Here is a 21,316-nt window from a genome sequence, read left to right on the forward strand (position 1 = left end):
GAATCAGGTCGCCATCAGCCGCAGGGCGAGTGCCCTGGCCTGCAGGGCGGCCTGCTTGTCGCCCTGCACCTGTGCCTGCACGATGGCTCCTTCCTTGAGCAGGCTAAGGGTATGCGCCAGCTGAGTGGCGCTCGCCTCATTCAGCCCCTCCCGCAATAACCGCGCTGTCAGCATCTCCGTTACCGCTGTTTTGTGCCGGGCACACTGCCGGTGCAGCTCATGGCCGGGATCGCCGTATTCGGCACAGGTATTGATAAAAAAGCAGCCGTGAAATGCGGTGAGCATGCATTCCCTGTCGTTGATCCAGTCATCCAGTGCCGTGAACAGGGCTTCAATCACGCCCTCAGGGCCGGGCCCACGCCGCTCCAGGCGCCCCTCTAACCATTCCAGAAACACGCTATCCCGGTAGGCAATCACGGCGGCTACCAGCGCCTCCTTGCCGGAAAAATGGTGATACAGGGTTTTTTTGGCAATGCCCGACTCCTGCAATATCTGATTGATGCCCACGGCATGAATGCCCTGCCGGTAGAACAGGTCAAAGGCGGTGGTTACGAGCTGCTGGCGCTTATCCATGTGGTTCTCCCGTTGTTGATGACATATTGACAGAGGTAGACCAGTCTGTCTACATTGGGCGAGTGTAGACAGACTGGTCTACTTTCATTCAAGGAACAGAGCAATGAGCAGCAACGACAACGGTTTTTTTCGGTTTATCGGGCGTTATCCGGCCATGGTGGCGGGATTGGGGGCCATGTTGTGCATCACCACCCTGGCCGGGCTGGATGGCCTGCAGTCCAGCGGACTGTGGCTGATGGCACCTTTTGGCGCCACCATGGTGATTCTGTTCGGCCTGCCCGACAGTCCCCTGGCCCAGCCCCGGAACATTTTTTTCGGCCATCTGCTCACCACCCTGGTGGGACTGATCGTGCTGAACGGCCTCGGCGTGCAGCCCTGGTCACTGGGGCTGGCGGTGGGACTGGCGGTCAGCCTGATGCTGCTGACCCACACCACCCATCCGCCGGCGGGTGCCAATCCGCTGATCGTGATGCTGAGCGGGCAGGGCTGGGACTTTCTGTGGTCGCCGGTGGCGCTGGGGGCCGTCATCATCATCCTGGGTGGCCTGGTGTTTCACCGCAGCACCGGCCGGCGTTATCCCGTGCGCTGGTAACCGCGGGGCAACGTTCATGTTTTACGTGCTATCCGGTAGCATCTGGCCATAAACATGAACATGTGCAAGGGGCACCATGAACACCAAACAAATCATTACCGCGCTCAAGGCGGTGCGGGTGCAAAAGCCGCTGGTGCTGAACATCACTAATTTTGTGGTGATGAACAACAGCGCCAACGGCCTGCTGGCGCTGGGGGCCTCGCCGATAATGGCCCACTCCCGGGAAGAGCTGGCGGAGCTGGTGCCCCTGGTGGGCGCCGTGGTGATTAACATCGGCACCCTGGACAGCAGCTGGATTGAACGCATGGTGCTGGCGGTGGAGCTGGCCAACTGGCACGGCAAGCCGGTGGTGCTGGATCCGGTGGGTTGCGGTGCCAGCAGCCTGCGCACCCATACCTCACGCCGGCTGGCTGCACTGGCCGAGCGGCTGATTATTCGTGCCAATGCCTCCGAGATCATCGCCCTGGCCGGCGATTCGTCACAGGGCAGGGGGGTGGACGGCCTGGATAGGGTGGAGTCGGCGCTGGCGGCGGGGCATTACCTGGCGGATCATTATGAGGCCAGTGTGGTGATCTCCGGTGAAACCGACATCATTATTCATGAAAAAAGCGAAATCAGGCTGCGTAATGGCAATACCATGATGCCCTTTGTCACCGGCATGGGCTGCACCCTGTCGGCGCTCACCGGCGCCTTTGCCGCCGTGGGCGAGGCCTCGGGGGTGGCCGCGGCGGCGGTGATGGGGGTTGCGGGTGAGGTGGCCGGCGGCCAGTCGCCGGGCCCGGGCAGCCTGCAGCTGCATCTGCTCGACACCCTTTACCGTCTGGATGCCGAGACCCTGGACAAGCGCCTGAATATTGCGGTGAACACCCCATGAACCCCTATCGCTTATATCTGGTTACCGACGAACAGCTTTCCGTTGACCGTCTGCAACATGTGGTCGGCGAAGCGGTGGCCGGCGGCGTGACCCTGGTGCAGGTGCGGGAAAAACACGGTGATGTGCGCGCCTTTATCGAACGGGCCGAGGCGGTGCAAGACGTGCTCAGGGGCACCGGTGTGCCGCTGATCATCAACGACCGGGTGGACGTGGCGCTGGCGGTCAACGCCGACGGCGTGCACCTGGGGCAGTCCGATATGCCCGCGGCTTACGCCCGGCGCCTGCTCGGGCCGGATCGGCTGTTGGGACTGTCGGTGGAAAGCGACGGCCAGTTATTAGAAGCCGAATCACTGCCGGTGGATTATCTGGGCCTGAGCGCCATCTTTGCCACGCCCACCAAAACCAACCTGATCAAGGAATGGGGGTTGAATGGGCTGAGCCGGGCGATGACGCAAAGTTCTCATCCCATTGTGGCCATTGGTGGCATTCATGCCGGCAATTTACGCGAAGTTGCAAAAACCGGCGTGCATGGTGTGGCGCTGGTGTCGGCCATCTGCGCCGCTCCCTGCCCGAGGGCGGCGGCGGCCATGCTGATTTCCCATATGGGTGAGTAGCGCGGGTGATATGTCGGTGTCACGCAGCCTGTTAACATAAAAAATTAGTGTGCAACTGTTTCGTGTTGATGGGTACTTTTGCGCTCTATATTCGTATTTATTTGTAAAAAAACGAAAAATTCCTTTAGTATTGCAAGGTTTTTGCAACAAAGGAGTGCACGTGTGAGCAAGCAAAAAATCGCGATTTTGGGCGCCGGACCCAGTGGTCTGGCACAGTTGAGAGCGTTTGAAGCGGCTCGCAGGGCAGGGGTGCAGAACCTGCCGGAAATCGTTTGTTTTGAAAAGCAAAGTGATATCGGCGGCATGTGGAACTACACATGGCGCACGGGACTGGATAAGAACGGCGAGCCGGTTCATGGCAGCATGTATCGGTATTTGTGGTCCAACGGCCCGAAAGAGTGTCTGGAGTTTGCCGACTATTCCTTTGACGAGCACTTTGGCCGGGCCATTCCTTCCTACCCGCCGCGGGCCGTGCTGAAAGACTACATCATGGGTCGTATCGACAAGCAGGCCATTTCCAAATACATCCGTTTTGAGTGTCCGGTGCGCTGGGTCAACCATGACGACCGCACCGGCAAGTTCACCGTCACCGTGATGAACCACAAGACCGGTGAGCAGGAAAGCGACGAATTCGACTATGTGGTGGTGGCCACCGGTCACTTCTCCACCCCCAACATGCCTTACTTTGAAGGCGTGGAGCAGTTCCCGGGCCGAGTGCTGCATGCCCATGACTTCCGTGACGCCCTGGAATTCAAGGACAAGAACGTGCTGCTGGTGGGTGCCAGCTACTCGGCGGAAGACATCGGCTCCCAGTGCTACAAGTACGGCGCCAAATCGGTGACCATCAGCTATCGCAGCAACCCGCTGGGCTTTGACTGGCCAGAGGGCATGGAAGAACGGCCGCTGCTGGCCCACTTCGATGGCAACACCGGCTATTTTGCCGACGGCTCCACCAAGGAGTTTGACGCCATCATCATGTGCACCGGCTACCTGTTTCACTTTCCGTTCCTGCCGGACGCGCTGCGGCTCAAGACCCATAACTGCCTGTATCCGGACAACCTGTACAAGGGTATTTTCTACCAGCACAACCCGAAGATGATCTATCTGGGCATGCAGGATCAGTATTTCACCTTCAACATGTTCGACGCCCAGGCCTGGTATGCCCGCGATGTGATCCTCGGCAAAATTACCCTGCCGGAAGCGGAGGAGCGCCGCCAGGACATGGCCCACTGGCTGGATCGCCATGAGCGGCTGGGTGGCTGCTGCGACGCCATCGACTTTCAGGCCAGCTACATTCGCGATCTGCTCGGCCCCACCGACTACCCCGAATTCAGAGTGGAAGAGCAGGCCGCCTTGCTCAAGGAGTGGCAACAGGACAAGCAGGCCGGCATCATGAACTTTCGCGAGCAGTGCTATCGCTCTACCGTAACCGGCACCATGGCGACCCGCCTGCCGGCCAGCTGGCTGGAGATCAAGGACGACTCGCTGGAAAGCTTTATGTCCCTCGACTTTATTGAGAACAAGCGTTTCGACAAGGTCGACTGAGGCCTGGCCCGGCAGGAAAAAGCCCGCTTAGGAAGCGGGCTTTTTTGTTGCCGGACTGGCCACCCTTCGAGATCGAGGATCTCATGTTGCACTGCAATAAGGATCCTTGCACTCGGATCCCCGCAAGATCCGAGTGGGGATCCAGATCTGCAGGCCAGTACAGCGTTCAGTTGAACCGGGTGCGGAAACGGCGGTAGTCGCGTAGTGCCTGCTCCTGGCTGATGGCGCGCAGGCGCAGCTCGCTGCCCGGCGGGCACTGGGCCAGGCGGGCGCAGGCCAGCGGGCTGAGGGTGCCGAGGCGGGGGTAGCCGCCGATGGTTTGTCGGTCATTGAGCAGTGCGATGGGCTGGCCGTCGGGGGGCACCTGCACTGCTCCCAGACTGATGCCTTCCGACACCATGGAGGTCAGCTTGCACTTCAGGGTCGGGCCAAGCAGGCGCACGCCCATGCGATCGGCCCGGGTGTCGACCTGCCAGGGCCGGTTAAAGGCCTCAAACAGGCTGGCGCCGTCAAATTCGGCAATCTGGGCGCCGGGGATCAGTCCGAGCACCACGGGCTCGGCGTAATCGGGCAGTGCGTTCGCCGGCAGGGGGCGGGCCTGACCGCCGCCGGCAAAGGCCAGCCTGTCCCCTTCGGCCAGCTTGCTGCCGTCCCCTCTGTGACCACCGAGGCCGTCGCGTACCACGCAGGCGGCGCTGCCCAGCACCGGCTCGGCAACGAAACCGCCGGCCACCGCCAGATAGCCGCGCACACCCTGCCGGCACATGTCCAGGCTGAGCCGCTGGCCGGCCTTGAGGGTAAAGGATTGCCAGCCGGGCTGGGGCTCGCCGTTGCGGCTGGCCTGCATGTCGGCACCGGTCAGTGCCAGCAGGCAGTCATGCTCGGCAGTCAGCTCCAGTCCGCCCAGGGTGATCTCGACGGCGGCACTGCCCCAGGGATTGCCCACCAGCCAGTTGGCCCAGGCCCAGGCGTGCAGATCGGCCGGGCCGCCCTGAGTAATACCCAGCCGGCGTACGCCAAAGCGACCGGCGTCCTGCACCGTGGTCAGGGGGCCGGGGCGGTTGATGGTGATGAATCCCGCGCTCATTTAACGCTCCTCCATGGGGGTGGTGTCGCCGCCCAGCCGCTCGAATTCGGCCTTGCCGACCGGGGCAAAGCGTACCCGATCACCCACCTGCAGCAGGCTGAGTACTTCGCTGGCCGGATCGAACAGGCGGGCGCTGGTGCGGCCGAGCAAATTCCAGCCGCCGGGTGAGGCCTGGGGGTAGGCGGAAGTCTGGCGGCCGGCAATGGCCACGCTGCCCGCCGGCACCCGCCGGCGCGGCGTATCGAGCCGGGGCAGTTCCAGCGCTGGCGGCACCGAGCCCATAAAGGCAAACCCGGGGGCGAAGCCAAGGGCAAACACTCGGTAGGTGTGCTCACTGTGCAGGGCGATAAGCCGGGTCGCATCGAGACCGGTGCTTTGTTCCAGCCGGGCCATGTCGGGGCCCACGCTGGGGTGATACCACACCGGCAGCTCCTTGATCGGGACCTCTCCTTCATCCTGATCCGGACGCAACCGGGCGAGAATGTCCGCCAGCAGGCGGCGAGCCTCGGCATGGTCCAGGATCAGGGCATCGAACTGCACCAGCACCGTGGTGTATGAAGGAATGAGGTCAACCAGCCGGGGGCCAAAGGCCTGTTCGCAGGCACGCACCAGGGCGGTGATCCAGCCCATGTTGCGCTCGTCGATATGATCGAACAGGCGCACCAGCCAGGCGTCCATGCCGGCATTCTCCAGCCGGGGCAGGGCACTCACGACAGCGACTCCAGTGCCTGGCGAATGGCCTGAATGGCGGCGATAGACTCCGGGTTGTCGCCGTGCACGCACAGGGTATCGGCAACGAGGCGCAGCGCGCTGCCGTCGCTGGCGACCAGTGTTTCGCCCTGGGCAATGCGCCGGGCCTGCTCGACGATCACCTTGGCATCGTGATGCACGGCGCCGGCCTGACTGCGCGGCACCAGAAAGCCATCGGCGTCGTAGGCCCGGTCGGCGAAGGCTTCAAACCAGAGGGTAACACCATGCTGGTCGGCCAGCTCCCGGGCCGGACGAGGGTCGGCGGTGGCCATCAGCATCAGCGGCAGGCCGGCGTCAAAGGCGGCCACGGCGCGCATTACCGCCGCCAGCCGGTCGTGATCTCGCATCATGTCGTTGTAGAGGGCGCCGTGGGGTTTGACGTAATGCACTTGTGTGCCCTCGGCCCGGCAGATGGCGTTAAGTGCCCCCAGTTGGTAGAGCACCATGTTTTCCACTTCGGTGGGAGAACAGGCCAGGGAGCGGCGGCCAAACCCCACCAGATCCGGGTAGGCGGGATGGGCGCCCACGTTCACCTTATGCTTCAGGGCCAGGCGCACGGTACGGCGCATGGTGTCCGGGTCGGCGGCGTGAAAGCCACAGGCCACGTTGGCCAGATCGACAAAGGGCATCACCGCCTCGTCCATTCCCATTTTCCAGGGGCCAAAGCTCTCCCCCATATCGGCATTCAGCAGTAGTTTTGGCATGGCGGCCACTCTCTCCGTGATGGTTACTCTGCCTATCTTACTGTGCCCGGCCGAGCCGGGCACCCCGCTTAGCAGCAGGCTTTTTTCAGCGCCGGCCAGTCAACCCGCTGCAGGCGCATGCCATGGTTGCCCTTGTAGGGGGCAGGTTGGGGTGATGACCAGTCCGCCAGCAACGCGGGCTCGACTGCATAGATCTCCACGTCCAGCGGGTTACAGGTTTCCAGCGGGTCGCGTGCTTCCGGTCCCCACAGGTCGATGGACAGATCTCCGCCCGGGCAGCAGGACATGGCGCACAGCAGGTCGATTTCGGCGAAGAACTCCAGGTAGTCTCCCTTTTGGGCCGGACAGGCCTTCATGAAGTACTGGTCGTCGTCGTTCAGGCCGGTGCACTGGAACACGTTGAGCACGTCGTGCACGTCCAGTTCGGTAAGGCCGTAAGGCTGTACCGCCCGTACCAGGTTGGAGTGGCAGTGGAAGTCAAAGTCCTCGCCGGTGAGCAGGCGGTTCACATAGGGATCGCAGCGGGTACCCAGCAGGTCATGTACTCGGCCGCCGTCTTCGTCGACACCGTAGTCGGCCAGGCTGTCGTCGATGATGGTAGCCATGGGTCTCAGATAGGGCAGGGTGGACCACAGCCGATCATAGGTGCTGACGTGGGCACGCTGCAGCTGGCGGGTGCGCGAAGCCCACATCCGCTCGCGAGGGTTGTGCAGGTTCCACATATTGAAATCCCCTACCTGAGGGCCTTCGGTCACCTTGATGCGAAACACGTGACCGGCGGGCACCACCCAGGCCTGGCCGTCGCGCATCGGTACGGTGACCGTTTCGAGCAAGGTGCGCTCGGTGTTGGCGGCGGTGAGCCGGTCGTAGAAGGCTTTATCCACATCCAGAATGGATCCCTTGGTTGCCTGATAGGCTGCGGGTACTTTGGCCATGTTGGCTGACTCCTGTTGATGATGAATTAGTGGCTGGTGGTCACGGCGGTCGGGGCAGTGCGGCTGTCCATGGACTGCAGCAGGGTGTCAAAACGCTGTTGCTCGCGTTTGGCGCTCCCCAGGCGGCTGACCACCACTATGGCCAGCAGTGAAGCGAAGAAGCCGGGAACCACCTCAAAGATGTCGAAAATGCCGGCCGGGCCGCCGCTCAGCGGTTTCCACAGGGCCACCACCAGGGCGCCGGTGAGCAGGCCGGCGATGGCGCCGTTGCGGCTCATGCTGCGCCAGAACAAAGACAGCAGAATGACCGGGCCAAAGGCAGCACCGAAACCGCCCCAGGCGTAGGCGACCAGCTCCAGAATGCTGCTGTCTCGATCCGTAGCCATGATGCCGGCGATCACGGCCACCGCCGCTACACTCAGTCGGCCGACCCAGACCAGTTCCTGCTGGCTGGCTTGAGGCCGCATAAAGCCACGGTACAGATCTTCGGACAGGGCGCTGGAGCAGACCAGCAACTGGGAATCTATGGTGCTCATGATGGCGGCCAGCACCCCGGCCAGTACGAAGCCGGCGACCCAGGGGTTAAGCATCAGATGGGCCAGATCGAGAAACACTCGTTCGCTGTTGTCCAGGTTGCCGCCGAACCACTGAAAGCCGAACACGCCGACCGCCACCGCGGAGCCCATGGTGATCACGGACCAGCCCAGGGCGATGCGACGGGACACGGCGATGTCTTCACGTTTGCGTACCGCCATAAAGCGCACCACCACGTGGGGCTGACCGCAGTAACCGATGGCCCAGCCGGCCAGAGAAATCATGCCTATCAGGCTGATATCGTCCCAGAAGCCCTTCATGGCGGGAGCCTGGGCCGGCAACTCGGTGTCTACGGGCAGGTTGAGCCAGGTCATCACCGCTACTGACAGCAGCGCCAGGGCCATCATGATGCCCTGCACCAGATCGGTCCAGGAGGCGGCGAGAAAGCCGCCGAGAAAGGTGTAGGAGACGATGATCAGGGCACCGGCCCACAGGGCTGTGTGGTAGTCGATCTCGAACAGGCTTTCAAACAGCACGGCGCCGCCGACCATGCCGGCCGACACATAAAACGTGAAGAACAACAGCATGACCAGGGACGACAGGGTACGCAGTATGCGGTTGCGATCATCGAAACGGCTTTCCAGGTAGTCGGGTAGGGTCAGGGCGTTGCCGGCAGCCTCGGTGAACACCCGCAGCCGTTCGGCAATCAGGGTCCAGTTCAGGTAGATGCCGATCACGGTCCAGATGGCGATCCAGGCCTGACCCAGGCCCTGGGAGAAGATGGCGCCGGGCAGGCCCATCAGGGCCCAGCCGCTCAGGTCCGAGGCGCCGGCACTGAGTGCCGCCACGCTAGGGGGCAGGTTACGGCCGCCCAATATGTAGTCAGACAGGTTCTTAGTGGCCCGATAGAAGTAAAATCCGATGCCGAGCATCATCAGCAAATAGAGTCCGAAAGAGACCAGCACTGCCGTGTCCATAGAGATACCTCGTTGTTTCTTCCCTGATTGAGATCGGTGTGACCGGGGCATGGCCGGGGCGCCACCCCTGGCGCAAAACCTGATAAGAACGAGGTTATATATGTTTTTAATTATCTAAAAGTGATATAAATTCGAGCATTGTATGAATTTAAGTCATGTTTTATGGTGCGTCCCAGCCTATCTTCCCTGAAAGCCTTTGATGCCATCGTCTCGACCGGCAGCCTGAGGGCGGCGGCTCAGGCCTTGAGCATTACCCAGTCGGCAGTCAGCCACCAGCTGCGCCGGCTGGAAGACAGCCTGGGAGTCGCCCTGGTGGCCCGCAGCGGACGCGGCGTGGTGCCGACCGCCGAAGGGCGGCGGCTGGCGGAAGGGTTGCGTGAAGGGTTTCGCCTGCTCGACCAGGCGGTGGATGGCCTGTTGAGTAAGGAACAGGGGCAGCGATTGCGGGTGCGCTGCCTGCCCTCTGTGGCGGTGCGCTGGCTGATCCCGCGCCTGAGTGGCTTTCGCGAGCGCTACCCGGAGCTGTCCATTAGCATTCAGTATGCCGATTACCTCTATGCTCCCATCGATGCCGAGGCCGATGTGCTGATCAACTGGCTGGATGGCGAGCCGCCGGCACAGGCCGAGGGGCAGCGGTTGTTTTCCGGGGCCACCTATCCGGTGGCCAGCCCTCTGTATCTGGATCGAGTGGGGGAAGCCCGTCAGCCGGTGGACTTGCTGCACTGGGAACTGCTGCACGATCATTCCCACCAGCCCTGGCAGCAGTGGTTTCGGCACCACGGGCTCAATCCGGCTACCCTGAGCGACGGCGGCATTTACCAGGAATTCAACCTGCTCAGCGCCGCTGCCATTACCGGTCAGGGGGTTGCCTTGTGTCCGCTCCGGCTGATCGAGGACGAACTGCTTCAGGGCACCCTGCTGACCTTGTTCGATCAGCCGGTGAATGAACAGCGGGCGTACTGGCTGTTCCATCATCCCCAGCCGTCGACGGCGGTGCAGGTCTTTTGCGACTGGATTCGGGAGCAGGCTGCGAACGGGGCGGTCCAGGGGGGGTGATCCCGGGCTCAGCCCCCGGCCGAGCAGATAATCGAAATACTATTGCCAGCGGGCGTTTTCCGATTATGATATGCGCTCATTTTAACCAAGAGGTCCGGCCAAACGCCGGTGTACTATATGGACTGCTCGCGAAGTTGCTTGCAACACGCTGTTAATCACTCATTTTCCTGCCTTTCCCCGCTTTTTCCGGCGTCCGCCGTTTTGTTCCGACCCGCTCGCTGCCGTGACTATACTCACGTTTCCGGCCTGGCGCGCGTGATTCGCTGATCCGCTTAACCACATTCTCTCAACGAGGTAAAACATGGAATTCCTGATGGATCCGTCCGTGTGGGCGGGTTTGCTGACACTGGTTATTCTTGAAATCGTACTGGGTATCGACAACCTGGTATTTATTGCCATTCTGGTGAAAAAACTGCCGCCTCATCAGCGGGAAAAAGCACGGGTGATAGGCCTGACCCTGGCGCTGGTGATGCGCCTGGGCCTGTTGAGTGTGGTGTCCTGGCTGGTGACGCTGACCACGCCGCTGGTGACCCTGGGCAGCTTCAGCTTCTCGGGGCGGGACCTCATTCTCATGGCCGGTGGTCTGTTCCTGCTGTTCAAGGCCACCTCCGAGCTGCACGAGCGGCTGGAAGGCAACATGCAGGAAGAGGAGAAAAGCAATGTCTATGCCGGCTTTGGCGTGGTGATTGCCCAGATCCTGGTGCTGGATGCGGTGTTTTCGCTCGACTCCATTATTACCGCCGTGGGCATGGTCGATAACCTGGCGGTGATGATGATCGCCGTGGTGGTCGCCATGGCGGTGATGCTGGCGGCGTCCAAATCCCTGACCGACTTCGTCAACGCCCACCCCACGGTCGTGGTGCTGTGCCTGAGCTTCCTGCTGATGATCGGTTTCAGCCTGGTGGCGGAAGGCTTTGGCTTCCACATTCCCAAGGGTTATCTGTATGCGGCCATTGGCTTCTCGATTCTGATCGAGTTCTTTAACCAGCTGGCCCAGCGCAACAAGGTCCGCCAGGAAGCCCACCGGCCCCTGCGGGAACGCACCACAGACGCCATTTTCCGGCTGATGGGGGGCAAGCTGAAGGCCGAAGACGAGTCTGAAGAAGCGCCCCAGCAAACCGAGCAGCAGGGCTTTGTGGAAGAAGAGCGCAACATGATAAGCGGCGTGCTGTCGCTGGCCGAGCGCTCCATTCGCACCGTGATGACGCCCCGCTCCGACATCGTCTGGCTGGACGTGAACGACACGCGGGAAGAGCAGGTGGCGGAGCTGATGGCTTCGTCCCACAGCCAATTCCCGGTGTGCGACGGCGAGCTCGACAACCTGCTGGGCGTGGTGCGGGCCAAGGATCTGATGGCTGGCCTGAAGGCAGGCAAGACCCTGGCGGAGCTGGCGGAAGGCGGCGCGCCCATTATCGTGCCCGACAGCATCAGCGTGATCCGACTGCTCAACGTGCTGCGCGATGCCCGCGGCAACATGGTGCTGGTGAACGATGAGTTCGGCACCGTGCAGGGCCTGGTCACGCCCCACGACCTGCTGGAAGCCATTGTCGGCGAGTTTCTCGACGAAGACGAGGATCCGGAAGTGCTGGTGGAAGACAACGGCTGGCTGGTCAAGGGCAGTACCGATCTGCACTACCTGGAGCAGGTACTGTCACGCAAGGGACTGGTGGATCCGGATGACGAATACGCCACCCTGGCGGGCATGCTGCTGGCGCTGGCCGGTCAGCTGCCGGAAGCCGGTGCCGTGTTTGAGCACGAGGATCTGCGCTTTGAGGTCACGGAAGTGGAAGACTTCCGCATCGCCCAGGTGCGCATCACTCCGCTCGCCGCCTGAACCGGTGACTGATCAACAAGGGAGCACGTCGGTGCTCCCTTTTTTTGTGTCCGTTACCGCGCCGGTTACTGGGCGAGGATCAGGTCGGTGACCGCCTGGCCAAGCGCCTGGGTGCTGGCCGTGCCGCCCATGTCCCGGGTCAGGGAGAGTCGGTCGCGAATGGCGGCTTCCACCGCGCTCATGATGGTGTCGTGCATGGCCTGGCTGCCCAGGTGCTGCATCATCATGGCCGCTGCCCAGATGGTGCCGATGGGGTTGGCGATGTTCTGGCCGGCAATATCGGGGGCCGAGCCGTGCACCGGCTCAAACATGGAGGGAAAGGTTTTCTCCGGGTTGATATTGGCGGACGGCGCAATGGCAATGGTGCCGGTGCAGGCGGGACCCAGATCGGACAAAATATCCCCGAACAGGTTGGAGCCCACAATCACGTCGTAGAATTCCGGCATTCTCACCAGGTTGGCGGTGAAGATGTCGATATGGAACTGGTCCACCTTAAGGTCGGGGTAGTCTTTCGCCATGGCCGCCACCCGGCTGTCCCAGTAGGGCATGGAATGAAACAGGCCGTTGGACTTGGTGGCCGAGCTGAGGTGTTTCTTGTCCCGGGAGCGGGCCAGCTCAAAGGCATATTTCAGAATGCGGTCCGTGCCCTTGCGGGTAAAGATGCTCTGCTGGGAAACCACCTCGTCCTCGGTGCCTTCATACTGAATGCCGCCGATGGCGGAGTATTCGCCCTCTACGTTTTCGCGTACCACATAAAAGTCGATGTCACCGGGCTGTTTGTTGGCCAGCGGTGACTGCAGCCCTTCAAACAGGCGCACCGGACGCAGGTTGACATACTGGTTGAAGGCGCGGCGAATCGGCAGCAACAGGCCCCACAGGGAGATATGGTCGGGCACGCCGGGAAAGCCAACCGCCCCCAGGAAAATGGCATCGAACTTGCTGAGCTGCTCCAGGCCGTCGTCCGGCATCATTTTGCCGGTGCTGTGGTAGGTCTCGCACGACCAGTCGAAATGGGTGAACTCCATGCTGATGCCGTGCTTGCCGGCGGCGGCCTGCAGTACCTTCAGGCCTTCGGGAATGACTTCCTTGCCGATGCCGTCGCCGGGAATGACGGCGATATTGAAATGTGTTCCCATGATTACCCCTGGCTGTTCAAAGTGAGAATTTAGGCAACCAGTTTATGATCTGCTCTGATAAGATGTAGGCACGAAATGTAATCTTTGGGTTTACGGTTTATGGACAAGCTGCCCGCCCTGGAAGACATCAGGGTGTTTGTCACCGCCGCCCGCCTGATGAGTTTTGCCCGCGCGGCGGAGCAGTTGATGGTGTCTCCGGCCTATGTGTCCAAACGCATCAAGCTGCTGGAGGAAAACCTGGGGCTGGTGCTGTTCTTTCGCTCTGCCCGCGCCATCAGTCTGACCCCGGAAGGGGAAATCGTGCTCGGCACCGGCGAACAGCTGCTGCAGCAGCTGGCGCACATGAAGGCCGCACTGGGTGCCTGTCGTGAAGAGATTAGCGGTGTGCTGCGCATCAGCTGCAGCACCGGCTTTGGGGCGGCATACCTCAACCCCTTTATTCTGTCGCTGCGCGCGCGCTATCCGCAACTGGGCATTGATCTGACCCTGGTCGACAGGCCGGTGGACCTCATCGGTGAACGCATGGATCTGGATCTGTGCATCGGCGGCACCCTGCCGGAGCAGCACATTGCACGGCGCCTCGCCAACAACATCAGGATCCTTTGTGCCTCGCCCGACTACCTGGCCCGGCACGGCCGGCCCGAGCATCCCAAGGAGCTGGAGCGGCAGCATACCTGCATCTGCATTCGCGAGCGCAATCAGGCCCCGGCCGCCTGGAAAATAGAGAGCGGAGAAGAGCGCATGACGGTCTCTCCCAACAGCAGCCTGAGTGTCAATAACGGCGACGTGGCCAAACAATGGTGCCTGAACGGTGAAGGCATATTGCTGCGCTCCATCTGGAGCGTGGCGAAGGAGCTGGAACAGGGGCTGCTGGTCCGGGTGCTGCCGGCGTGGTATCAGACCGCCGATGTGTATGCGGTATATACCCGCAGTGTCAGAACCAGCGCCAACCTGCGCGTGTTTATCGAGAGCCTGGAAACGTACCTGGCGGACAACATGCAATGGAAGGGTCAGGACGAACAAACACAAGGTAAACAAAGATAAATGACGAGCACCAATGAATTTGGAAAACGCCTGCTGGCCCTGCTGAAACAAAAGAAAATGAGCCAGCTCAGGCTGGCCGAGGCCCTGGGGGTCTCCCGTACCGCGGTCAACAAGTGGACCAAGGGGGGCATGATCGATGAAGGCAACCTCGACCGCCTGGCCAGCCATCTGGAGGTCGACAAGATCTGGCTGAAGTACGGGGAATATACCAACGTCCAGCCGGAGCAGGGCCAGCAGCAGGCCGATACCGGACAGACCCGGGTCAGCAATATCACCGAGTTACACCTGCAGGAGTCGGCCGAAATCGTCACCTGGGAGTGGGACCTGCTGACGGATGAGCTGCAATACTCCGACAATGTGGAAGCCGTTTATGGCGTGCGCCTGAACACCAACGATGACTTCTGGGCCCTGATGAACGATGAGGCCCGCGACAAACTGGTGAACGGCTACTCCAGGATTATTCGTGAAGGCGGCGCCCATGAAATGGACTTTAAAATCGAGCGCCATGGCCAGCATCGCTGGATCACTTCCCGGGCCACCGGGGTCAAGGGGCCCAACGGCAAGGTCACCAAGCTGCTGGGTATCAGCCTCGACAACACCGAGCGCAAGAATAACGAGCTGCGCCTGCGCAAGATGAAGCAGTATTTTGATGTGCTGCTGGCGCACATGGATCACCCTGTGGTGTTTACCGACAAGGCCGGCGAGATCCTGGTCAGTAACCGCCAGGGGCAGGCCGACGGTCTGGATTATCTGGAGCTGCAACGGTTGTTGTATCAGCTGGTGATGAACAACAAGGCATGGCTGGAGCGAGTGTGCGAAACCGGAAAGGGCCGGCTGCAGTTTCAGGGCTGGGAGGTCACCGCACACCACCACCTGGACGATGATCAGCAGTCGTTTCTGCTGTTCGAGTTCGAGCAGGAAGCGGGCCGGACGGCCAAATAATGGCGCCCCGGGCAGGGCGCCAATCAATATCAGAGATCCAGCACCAGGCGTTTGCTGCGGGCCCGTGAGACACAGATCATCATGGTCTGCTGAGAGGCGCGTTCATCGTCGTCCAGGTAGTGATCGCGGTGATCGGCTTCCCCTTCCAGAATGGCGGTTTCGCAGGTGCCACACACGCCGTTGCGGCACATGCAGTCAATCGCGATACGCTTGTCGGCCTCGATGGCCTGCAGGATGGACATGTTCTCGCCCACCTCCAGGGTGAAGCCGGAGCGCTGAAAGTGCACCTCAAAGGAGTCGCCGTTGCTGGCCACTTCGCCAAAGTTCTCGAAGTGGGTCTGCTCTTCTCCCAGCAGGGCATTGCCGTGCTCAATCACCGCGTTGATCAGCGGCTGGGGACCGCACACATAGAGATGAGTGTTCTTGCCCTGGCGCGCCACCAGTTGCTCCACCGACAGGTGCTGATCCTGGGCGTTGTCATACACATGCAGCCGATCACCAATGCGCTCGCGCAGATGATTCACATAGGCGGCATTGGCGCCATCGCGAAAGCAGTAATGCAGCTCAAACTCCATGTCCGCCTGTTCCAGCTCATAGAGGTAGGACAGGAAGGGCGTGATGCCGATGCCGCCGGCAACCAGCACATGCTTGCAGGTATTGTCATGAACCAGCGGAAAGAAGTTCTCTGCCGGTGACAGGAACAGTTCATCCCCTTCCGCCACGCTGTCGTGCATGTAGGCGGAGCCTCCCTTGGAGTTTTCATCCCGCAGCACCGAAATGCGGTAGTGCTCGGGACGCTCAGGGTCGCTGATCAGCGAGTAGGCGCGTCTGATCCCCACCTCATCCATGTGTACGGTGACATGGCTACCGGCACGAAAGGTACTCAGGGGAGTATCCTTGGCGGTAAATTCAAACATCTTGATGTTGGGGCTCAGTCGTTCGATCTTGCTGACGCTGACGGCAATTTTTTGCTGGTTCATAACGGTACTCGCTTTATTTCAAATCAGGCGATGTCGATACAGAGGTACTTCACTTTCAGGTAGTCCTCAATGCCGTATCGGGAGCCTTCCTTACCCAGGCCGGACTGCTTGACCCCGCCAAAGGGCGCGACTTCATTGGAAATCATGCCGGTATTGATGCCGACCATGCCGCTTTCCAGTCGCTCTGCCACGCGGTATACCCGGCGCACATCCTGAGAGAAGAAGTAGGCGGCCAGGCCAAAAATGGTGTCATTGGCCCGGTTCAGCACTTCGTCTTCATCGGTGAAACGGATCAGGGTGGCAATGGGGCCGAAGATTTCTTCGTGCACTATGTCCATGGAGTCATCCACATCAACCAGGATCTTCGGGTTGATGTAGTTGCCCTGCTCCTCGATTTCGGTGCCGAGATCCACCAGGCGGGCGCCCTTGGCCAGGGCATCTTCCAGCAGCACATTCATGCCCTCAATGGCACGCCGAGTGATCATGGGGCCGATATCGGTGTTTTGCTCCAGCCCGTTGCCCACCCGCAGTTCGGCGACCCTGGCGGTGAATTTTTCCAGGAACTCGTCATAAACGGCGTCGTGCACGTAAAAGCGGTTAACACAAACGCAGGTCTGGCCGCCGTTACGGAATTTCGCCAGCATGCCGCTGGCCACGGCCTTGTCGATATCGGCGTCGTCAAACACGATAAAGGGCGCGTTGCCGCCGAGCTCAAGGGAGGTTTTCTTGATGGTTGAGGCGCACTGCTCATAAAGCTTGCGGCCAACCTGGGTGGAGCCGGTAAAGGAAAACTTGCTGATCAGCTCATGCTTGGTCAGGGGTTCACCCAGGGTGCGGGCATCGCCGGTGATCACGTTGAAAATGCCGGCGGGAATGCCCGCCTGGGCGGCCAGTTCGGCCAGGGCCAGGGCGGTGAACGGCGTTTCCGAGGCCGGCTTGATGATGATGCTGCAGCCTGCCGCCAGGGCGGGCGCGGCCTTGCGGGTGATCATGGCGGCTGGAAAGTTCCAGGGCGTGATGGCGCTGCACACACCGATAGGCTGCTTGATGGTAGACAGGCGATTGGTGCTGACGGTCTGCGGAATGGTCTCGCCGTAGACACGCTTGCCTTCTTCGGCGAACCACTCGATAAAGGACGCCGCATAGCGGATCTCGCCCTTGGCCTCCTGCAGCGGCTTGCCCTGCTCCAGGGTCATGATGGTGCCCAGATCGTCGATATTGGCTTCGATCAGTTCAAACCAGCGCTGCAAAATCTTGGCGCGCTCCTTGGCGGTCCGTGCGCTCCAGCCGGCCATGGCGGCATGGGCCTGCACAATGGCGTCGTTCACCTGCTCCACGGAGAGGCTGGGCACGGTGCCCAGCACCGACTGGTCGGCCGGGTTGGTCACGGCAATGCCGTTGTCGCCATCAATCCACTGACCGTTGACGTAGCAGGCCTGCCGGAACAGGTCCTGATTGCTGAGAATATTCATCTTGTAATGCTCCTTGATGGGGAATGCGTGCCGTCAGTCCTGATGTGCACCGGCAACCAGCTTGTGGAAGTGGGCCACACCGTGCTCACTGATGCCGCTGCGCTGGCGGTCGGCCATGATGCGGCCCTGACCCCGGTAACCCCGGGACTTGAGGCCGCGCTGTACGCTCTCGACCAGGCGCAGATCTTCCGGGCGGAATACATCGCGATACCAGTCGACCAGGTTTTTCTGGTATTCGGTCAGTTCTTCGTTCAGGAAGTAAATGTCGTAATGCTGCAGGGTCTCGCCGGCGCTGATCGGAAACTCGTAGATCACCGTCATGAAGTCGCCACCCGGGGGCATGTTGAACATGGTGCTGGGCCAGATCCAGAAGCCGGAGAAGCGCGGGTCTACCAGTGAACTGTCGAACTGGTAGGAAGATTCGGACGGCTTGGCCTTGCCGATCTGCACGGTCCAGTTGTCATGCAGTTGATGGTCATACACGTTCACGTCTACCGAGCTGGCAAAGCTGACATGGTTGGTCGGGCAGTGATAGCACTCGATATAGTTGTCGACGATGGTCTTCCAGTTGGCCGGAGTATGGCTGACAAAGCGGGCCGCCAGCTTCAGATCCCTGATGACGGCACAGGCTTCTTCCATTTTCTCGGCCAGGCCGGGCAGCTGTTCCTCGATGGGCTGGGGCTCGCCCCGGGTCAGGTTGACGTAGATAAAGCCGGCGTGCTCAACCACGTGGAAGCTGCTCAGGCTCATGGCATCCGCTTCGAAGTTGTTGACGTTTTCGCAGTTGTTGGCGTGGGCCAGCTGGCCATCCAGCTTAAAGGCCCAGGCGTGGTAGGGGCAGGTGATCACGTTTTTGGCCTTGCCCGACTCACCGCTCAGCAGTTGATGACCACGGTGGGGGCAAACATTGTAGAAGCCGCGCAGCACGCCGTCCCGGCCCCGCACAATAACCAGGCTCTCGCCGATCAGCTCACGGGTGATATAGGCGTTCTTGTCGGCCACTTCACTGCAATGGGCAACACAAACCCATGAGTTTGCAAAGATTTTTTCCTTTTCAAACTCAAAGACGTCGTCCGAAGTGTAGTAACGGGCGGGTATGGTCCAGGCGTTGTCGATATCGCTGTGGTCCTTGATGGAAATGACTTTGCTTGCATTGCTCATGGCTTCTTTTGCTCCCAGTGTAAACTGTGGGTTGACGTTTTATGCGGATGTTAGGTCTCCATCCTCTCGTGAGTCAATGGAAATCTTTGAAAAAATTAACCAAGCTAACACTTATTTTTGGTTTTTATTTATAAAACAGTGGTTTGTGTGTTTTTGTGTTGTTTTCTTTCGGTTAATTTTTTGTTGACGCACACTGTCTCCATCGCTATCTTTTGTCAACCTTCGGTGTCGTTTACGCGGTGCGGCGGCGTACCCGTGGGAGCATATGGAGTGAGGAAAATGGAGAGGTCGTATCATGATGAAAAATAAGAAATCGGTATTTTATATATCGTTAATTCTTAGTCTTATGTTGATAAGTACTGGAATTTTTATACCTGAGAAGCTGGAGTCGTTTTCGAATGGATCTTTAGGTTTTATTTACAATAACCTGGGCTGGTTCATTCTTGGTTGTGTGTTTATTTTCTTTGCATTTTGCATGTATTTGGGCGTGTCAAAATTCGGAAATATCCGCCTGGGTGATGACCACGATCGCCCAGAATATAATACTGCGACCTGGATTGGCATGCTGTTCAGTGCCTCCATTGGTATCAGTCTTGTGTTCTGGGGCATTGCCGAGCCGGTTTCCTATTACATCGATCCCCCTGTCGGTGAAGGGTATAGCGAGCAGGCGGCCAAAACCGCCATGCAATATGTTTATCTGCACTGGGGCGTTTCCGCCTGGGCCTGTTATGCCCTGGTGGGGGTGTCTCTGGCCTTTTTTCAATTCAGGAAAAAACTGCCGTCTTCACTCAGTTCGGTCTTTCATCCGTTAATCGGTGATCGAATCAAGGGGCCCATGGGCAAGTGGATTGATATTATTGTTATTCTTTCCATTGTGATAGGAATTGCAACGTCCCTGGGCTTTGGCACTTTGCAGGTGAACAGCGGCATGAATGCGCTCTGGGAACTGCCAGTTAACATTTCCACCCAGGTTGTCATTATCGGCATTGTGACCGTGGTCTATATCGCCTCGACCATTTCAGGTCTGCAGGGCGCCATCAAGCATTTGTCCAACCTGAACATGCTGCTGGCCTTTGCACTGCTCGGCTTTGTCATTCTGATGGGACCGACCCAGACCATTTTCAAAATCCTGTTCCAGGGGGTTGGCGATTACGTTCAGAACTTTATCAGCATGTCGTTCAGAACCGAGCCCTACAGCGACGGCACCTGGATTGCCAGCTGGACCCTGTTCTATTTTGGCTGGTGGATTGCCTGGGCCCCCCTGGTGGGCAGCTTTGTGGCCCGCATTTCAAAAGGCAGAACCATTAAGGAATTCATGATGGGTGCGGTATTTATTCCGGCCCTGGGCTCCTTTGTCTGGTTTGCCGTGATGGGCGGCTCCGCCATTCACATTATTCAGAACCTGGGTGAAGTGGCCCTGGCCGAGGCGGTGAAAACCGACGTGACCTCGGCGCTGTTCAAGTTCCTGGATTACTTCCCGATGGGAACCCTGCTCAGCATTCTGGCCATGGTACTGGTACTGGTGTTCTTTGTGACCTCGGCCAACTCCGCCGTCTTTGTGCTGGGCATGGTCAGTGAGAACGGTAACCCCAACCCGTCCAGCGTGACCAAGGTGATCTGGGGCGTGGTGATCGCGGGCATTTCCGCCGTGCTGATCATGACCGGCGGCCTGTCGGGACTGCAGTCCGCCCTGGTGGCCACCGCCTTGCCCCTGTCGGTGCTGATGCTGCTGATGTGTTATTCCACCTACAAGGGCCTGAATGAAGAGATTGGAGCCATTCAGTCCGGCCAGGGTCCGCTGGACAAGGTGGCGGAAGGCGCCGTGACTCCCTGAGCCTCACTGGCATCTGCCAGACCCGTTGGGGCGGCGAGATTGCCGCCAATAATAATGCAATGCCGGCCCTCGGGCCGGCATTGCTGCGTTTGCACCGGTTACAATACCTTTTCGATGGCGGCCTGCAGCCGCTTGCTTTCGGGCCCGGTAATGCTGGAAAACACCTCGGTCACCCGGCCGCTCCGATCAATCACGAACTTGTAAAAGTTCCAGCGGGGCTGCTTGCCACTCTGGCGCGTGATCTCCTTGAAAATGGGGTGAGCCTGGTCGCCCTTCACGCTTACCGGTGCCGCCATGTCAAAGGTGACGCCGTAATTCACAAAGCACATCTCTGCCGCTTCGGCCTCGCTTTTGGCTTCCTGCTTGAAGTCGTTGGACGGAAAGCCCACCACCTTTAATCCCTGATCCTTATATTGCTGATACAGGGCCTCAAGGCCTTCAAACTGGCCGGTAAAGCCGCAGTGGCTGGCGGTGTTCACCACCAGCAGCGGCTGGCCGGCAAACTGGCTCATATCGAGAAGTTCGCTGGAATGCAGCCGGGGCAGCTGGTGCTGATAAAGGGCGGCGGTATCGGGCTCGGTGGCGGAGGCTGTGTGACACAGCAGCAGGCCGCACAGGCCACAGAACAATTTCTTCATTCGACTCTCCTTTCAGGAATCAGCACGGGCATGG

The 21,316-nt window shown here is 59.9% G+C and carries 20 protein-coding genes; 9 read left to right on the forward strand and 11 right to left on the reverse strand.

The window, feature by feature from the left end; all coding sequences use genetic code 11:
* Positions 1–3: 3 nt before the first annotated feature.
* On the reverse strand, positions 4–573 hold the full coding sequence (locus OJHNALOF_RS01550; protein WP_165660946.1) for a TetR/AcrR family transcriptional regulator: 570 nt from the start codon (positions 571–573) through the stop codon (positions 4–6).
* 103 nt (positions 574–676) lie between these two features.
* Here OJHNALOF_RS01550 and OJHNALOF_RS01555 point away from each other — a divergent pair, with 103 nt between their 5' ends.
* The 4 genes from OJHNALOF_RS01555 (at position 677) to OJHNALOF_RS01570 (ending at position 4,198) form a co-directional block, all read left to right on the forward strand.
* Positions 677–1,165 carry an HPP family protein gene (locus tag OJHNALOF_RS01555; RefSeq protein WP_165660947.1) on the forward strand — a complete coding sequence of 163 codons (489 nt, stop codon included), beginning with the start codon at positions 677–679 and terminating at the stop codon, positions 1,163–1,165.
* 76 nt (positions 1,166–1,241) lie between these two features.
* Entirely contained in the window at positions 1,242–2,039 is a 798-nt protein-coding gene (gene thiM / locus OJHNALOF_RS01560) for a hydroxyethylthiazole kinase (protein WP_165660948.1), read from the forward strand.
* Positions 2,036–2,653: a thiamine phosphate synthase gene (thiE, locus tag OJHNALOF_RS01565; protein WP_165660949.1), complete on the forward strand. Its 618-nt coding sequence runs from the start codon at positions 2,036–2,038 to the stop codon at positions 2,651–2,653. The genes thiM and thiE overlap by 4 nt, the downstream gene beginning before the upstream one ends.
* Before the next feature lie 162 nt (positions 2,654–2,815).
* Positions 2,816–4,198 (forward strand): NAD(P)/FAD-dependent oxidoreductase, encoded by a 1,383-nt coding sequence (locus tag OJHNALOF_RS01570; RefSeq protein ID WP_165660950.1) that lies wholly within the window; start codon positions 2,816–2,818, stop codon positions 4,196–4,198.
* Positions 4,199–4,364: 166 nt separating this feature from the next.
* On the opposite strand, the gene OJHNALOF_RS01575 is transcribed toward OJHNALOF_RS01570, so the two are convergent.
* The 5 genes from OJHNALOF_RS01575 to putP form a co-directional block, all read right to left on the reverse strand.
* Positions 4,365–5,285, reverse strand: coding sequence for a biotin-dependent carboxyltransferase family protein (locus OJHNALOF_RS01575; RefSeq protein WP_165660951.1), 921 nt, complete (start codon positions 5,283–5,285; stop codon positions 4,365–4,367).
* Positions 5,286–5,996: a 5-oxoprolinase subunit PxpB gene (gene pxpB, locus OJHNALOF_RS01580; RefSeq protein WP_165660952.1), complete on the reverse strand. Its 711-nt coding sequence runs from the start codon at positions 5,994–5,996 to the stop codon at positions 5,286–5,288.
* Entirely contained in the window at positions 5,993–6,739 is a 747-nt protein-coding gene (locus OJHNALOF_RS01585) for a 5-oxoprolinase subunit PxpA (protein WP_165660953.1), read from the reverse strand. Before OJHNALOF_RS01585 ends, pxpB begins: the two co-directional genes overlap by 4 nt.
* A 68-nt stretch (positions 6,740–6,807) precedes the next feature.
* Positions 6,808–7,674 carry a DUF1989 domain-containing protein gene (locus OJHNALOF_RS01590; protein WP_165660954.1) on the reverse strand — a complete coding sequence of 289 codons (867 nt, stop codon included), beginning with the start codon at positions 7,672–7,674 and terminating at the stop codon, positions 6,808–6,810.
* Positions 7,675–7,700: 26 nt separating this feature from the next.
* Positions 7,701–9,185 carry a sodium/proline symporter PutP gene (gene putP, locus OJHNALOF_RS01595; protein ID WP_206063523.1) on the reverse strand — a complete coding sequence of 495 codons (1,485 nt, stop codon included), beginning with the start codon at positions 9,183–9,185 and terminating at the stop codon, positions 7,701–7,703.
* Positions 9,186–9,347: 162 nt separating this feature from the next.
* Between putP and OJHNALOF_RS01600 the strand changes: the two genes are divergently transcribed.
* Together OJHNALOF_RS01600 and OJHNALOF_RS01605 are read left to right on the forward strand one after the other, a co-directional pair.
* The gene (locus tag OJHNALOF_RS01600; protein WP_165660955.1) at positions 9,348–10,241 is read left to right on the forward strand and encodes a LysR substrate-binding domain-containing protein; all 894 of its coding nucleotides are present in this window, start codon (positions 9,348–9,350) and stop codon (positions 10,239–10,241) included.
* A 301-nt stretch (positions 10,242–10,542) separates the two neighbouring features.
* Positions 10,543–12,075: a TerC family protein gene (locus OJHNALOF_RS01605; RefSeq protein ID WP_094201266.1), complete on the forward strand. Its 1,533-nt coding sequence runs from the start codon at positions 10,543–10,545 to the stop codon at positions 12,073–12,075.
* A gap of 65 nt (positions 12,076–12,140) precedes the next feature.
* Here the strand turns inward: OJHNALOF_RS01605 and OJHNALOF_RS01610 are convergent, their stop codons facing one another.
* On the reverse strand, positions 12,141–13,211 hold the full coding sequence (locus tag OJHNALOF_RS01610) for a tartrate dehydrogenase (RefSeq protein WP_165660956.1): 1,071 nt from the start codon (positions 13,209–13,211) through the stop codon (positions 12,141–12,143).
* A 99-nt stretch (positions 13,212–13,310) separates the two neighbouring features.
* On the opposite strand from OJHNALOF_RS01610, the gene OJHNALOF_RS01615 reads away from it, so the two are divergent.
* Entirely contained in the window at positions 13,311–14,255 is a 945-nt protein-coding gene (locus tag OJHNALOF_RS01615) for a LysR substrate-binding domain-containing protein (RefSeq protein WP_165660957.1), read from the forward strand.
* Positions 14,256–15,197, forward strand: coding sequence for a helix-turn-helix transcriptional regulator (locus OJHNALOF_RS01620; RefSeq protein ID WP_165660958.1), 942 nt, complete (start codon positions 14,256–14,258; stop codon positions 15,195–15,197). It abuts the gene before it with no gap.
* A 29-nt stretch (positions 15,198–15,226) separates the two neighbouring features.
* On the opposite strand, the gene OJHNALOF_RS01625 is transcribed toward OJHNALOF_RS01620, so the two are convergent.
* From OJHNALOF_RS01625 to OJHNALOF_RS01635, 3 genes are read right to left on the reverse strand one after another with little or no spacing between them, the layout of a single operon-like run.
* A complete protein-coding gene (locus OJHNALOF_RS01625) occupies positions 15,227–16,177 on the reverse strand; it encodes a PDR/VanB family oxidoreductase (RefSeq protein WP_165660959.1) in 951 nt (316 codons plus the stop codon).
* Between the two features lie 23 nt (positions 16,178–16,200).
* The gene (locus OJHNALOF_RS01630) at positions 16,201–17,649 is read right to left on the reverse strand and encodes an NAD-dependent succinate-semialdehyde dehydrogenase (protein ID WP_094201261.1); all 1,449 of its coding nucleotides are present in this window, start codon (positions 17,647–17,649) and stop codon (positions 16,201–16,203) included.
* Positions 17,650–17,682: 33 nt separating this feature from the next.
* Positions 17,683–18,810 carry an aromatic ring-hydroxylating dioxygenase subunit alpha gene (locus OJHNALOF_RS01635; protein WP_094201260.1) on the reverse strand — a complete coding sequence of 376 codons (1,128 nt, stop codon included), beginning with the start codon at positions 18,808–18,810 and terminating at the stop codon, positions 17,683–17,685.
* Between the two features lie 298 nt (positions 18,811–19,108).
* On the opposite strand from OJHNALOF_RS01635, the gene OJHNALOF_RS01640 reads away from it, so the two are divergent.
* Positions 19,109–20,644, forward strand: a complete 1,536-nt coding sequence (locus OJHNALOF_RS01640; RefSeq protein ID WP_165661063.1) for a BCCT family transporter — start codon at positions 19,109–19,111, stop codon at positions 20,642–20,644.
* 98 nt (positions 20,645–20,742) lie between these two features.
* Here OJHNALOF_RS01640 and OJHNALOF_RS01645 read toward each other — a convergent pair whose 3' ends face one another.
* Positions 20,743–21,282, reverse strand: a complete 540-nt coding sequence (locus OJHNALOF_RS01645; RefSeq protein ID WP_165660960.1) for a glutathione peroxidase — start codon at positions 21,280–21,282, stop codon at positions 20,743–20,745.
* Positions 21,283–21,316 lie beyond the last annotated feature (34 nt).

The organism is Oceanimonas sp. MB9 (assembly GCF_011319775.1).
In the GTDB taxonomy this organism is placed as follows: domain Bacteria; phylum Pseudomonadota; class Gammaproteobacteria; order Enterobacterales; family Aeromonadaceae; genus Oceanimonas; species Oceanimonas doudoroffii.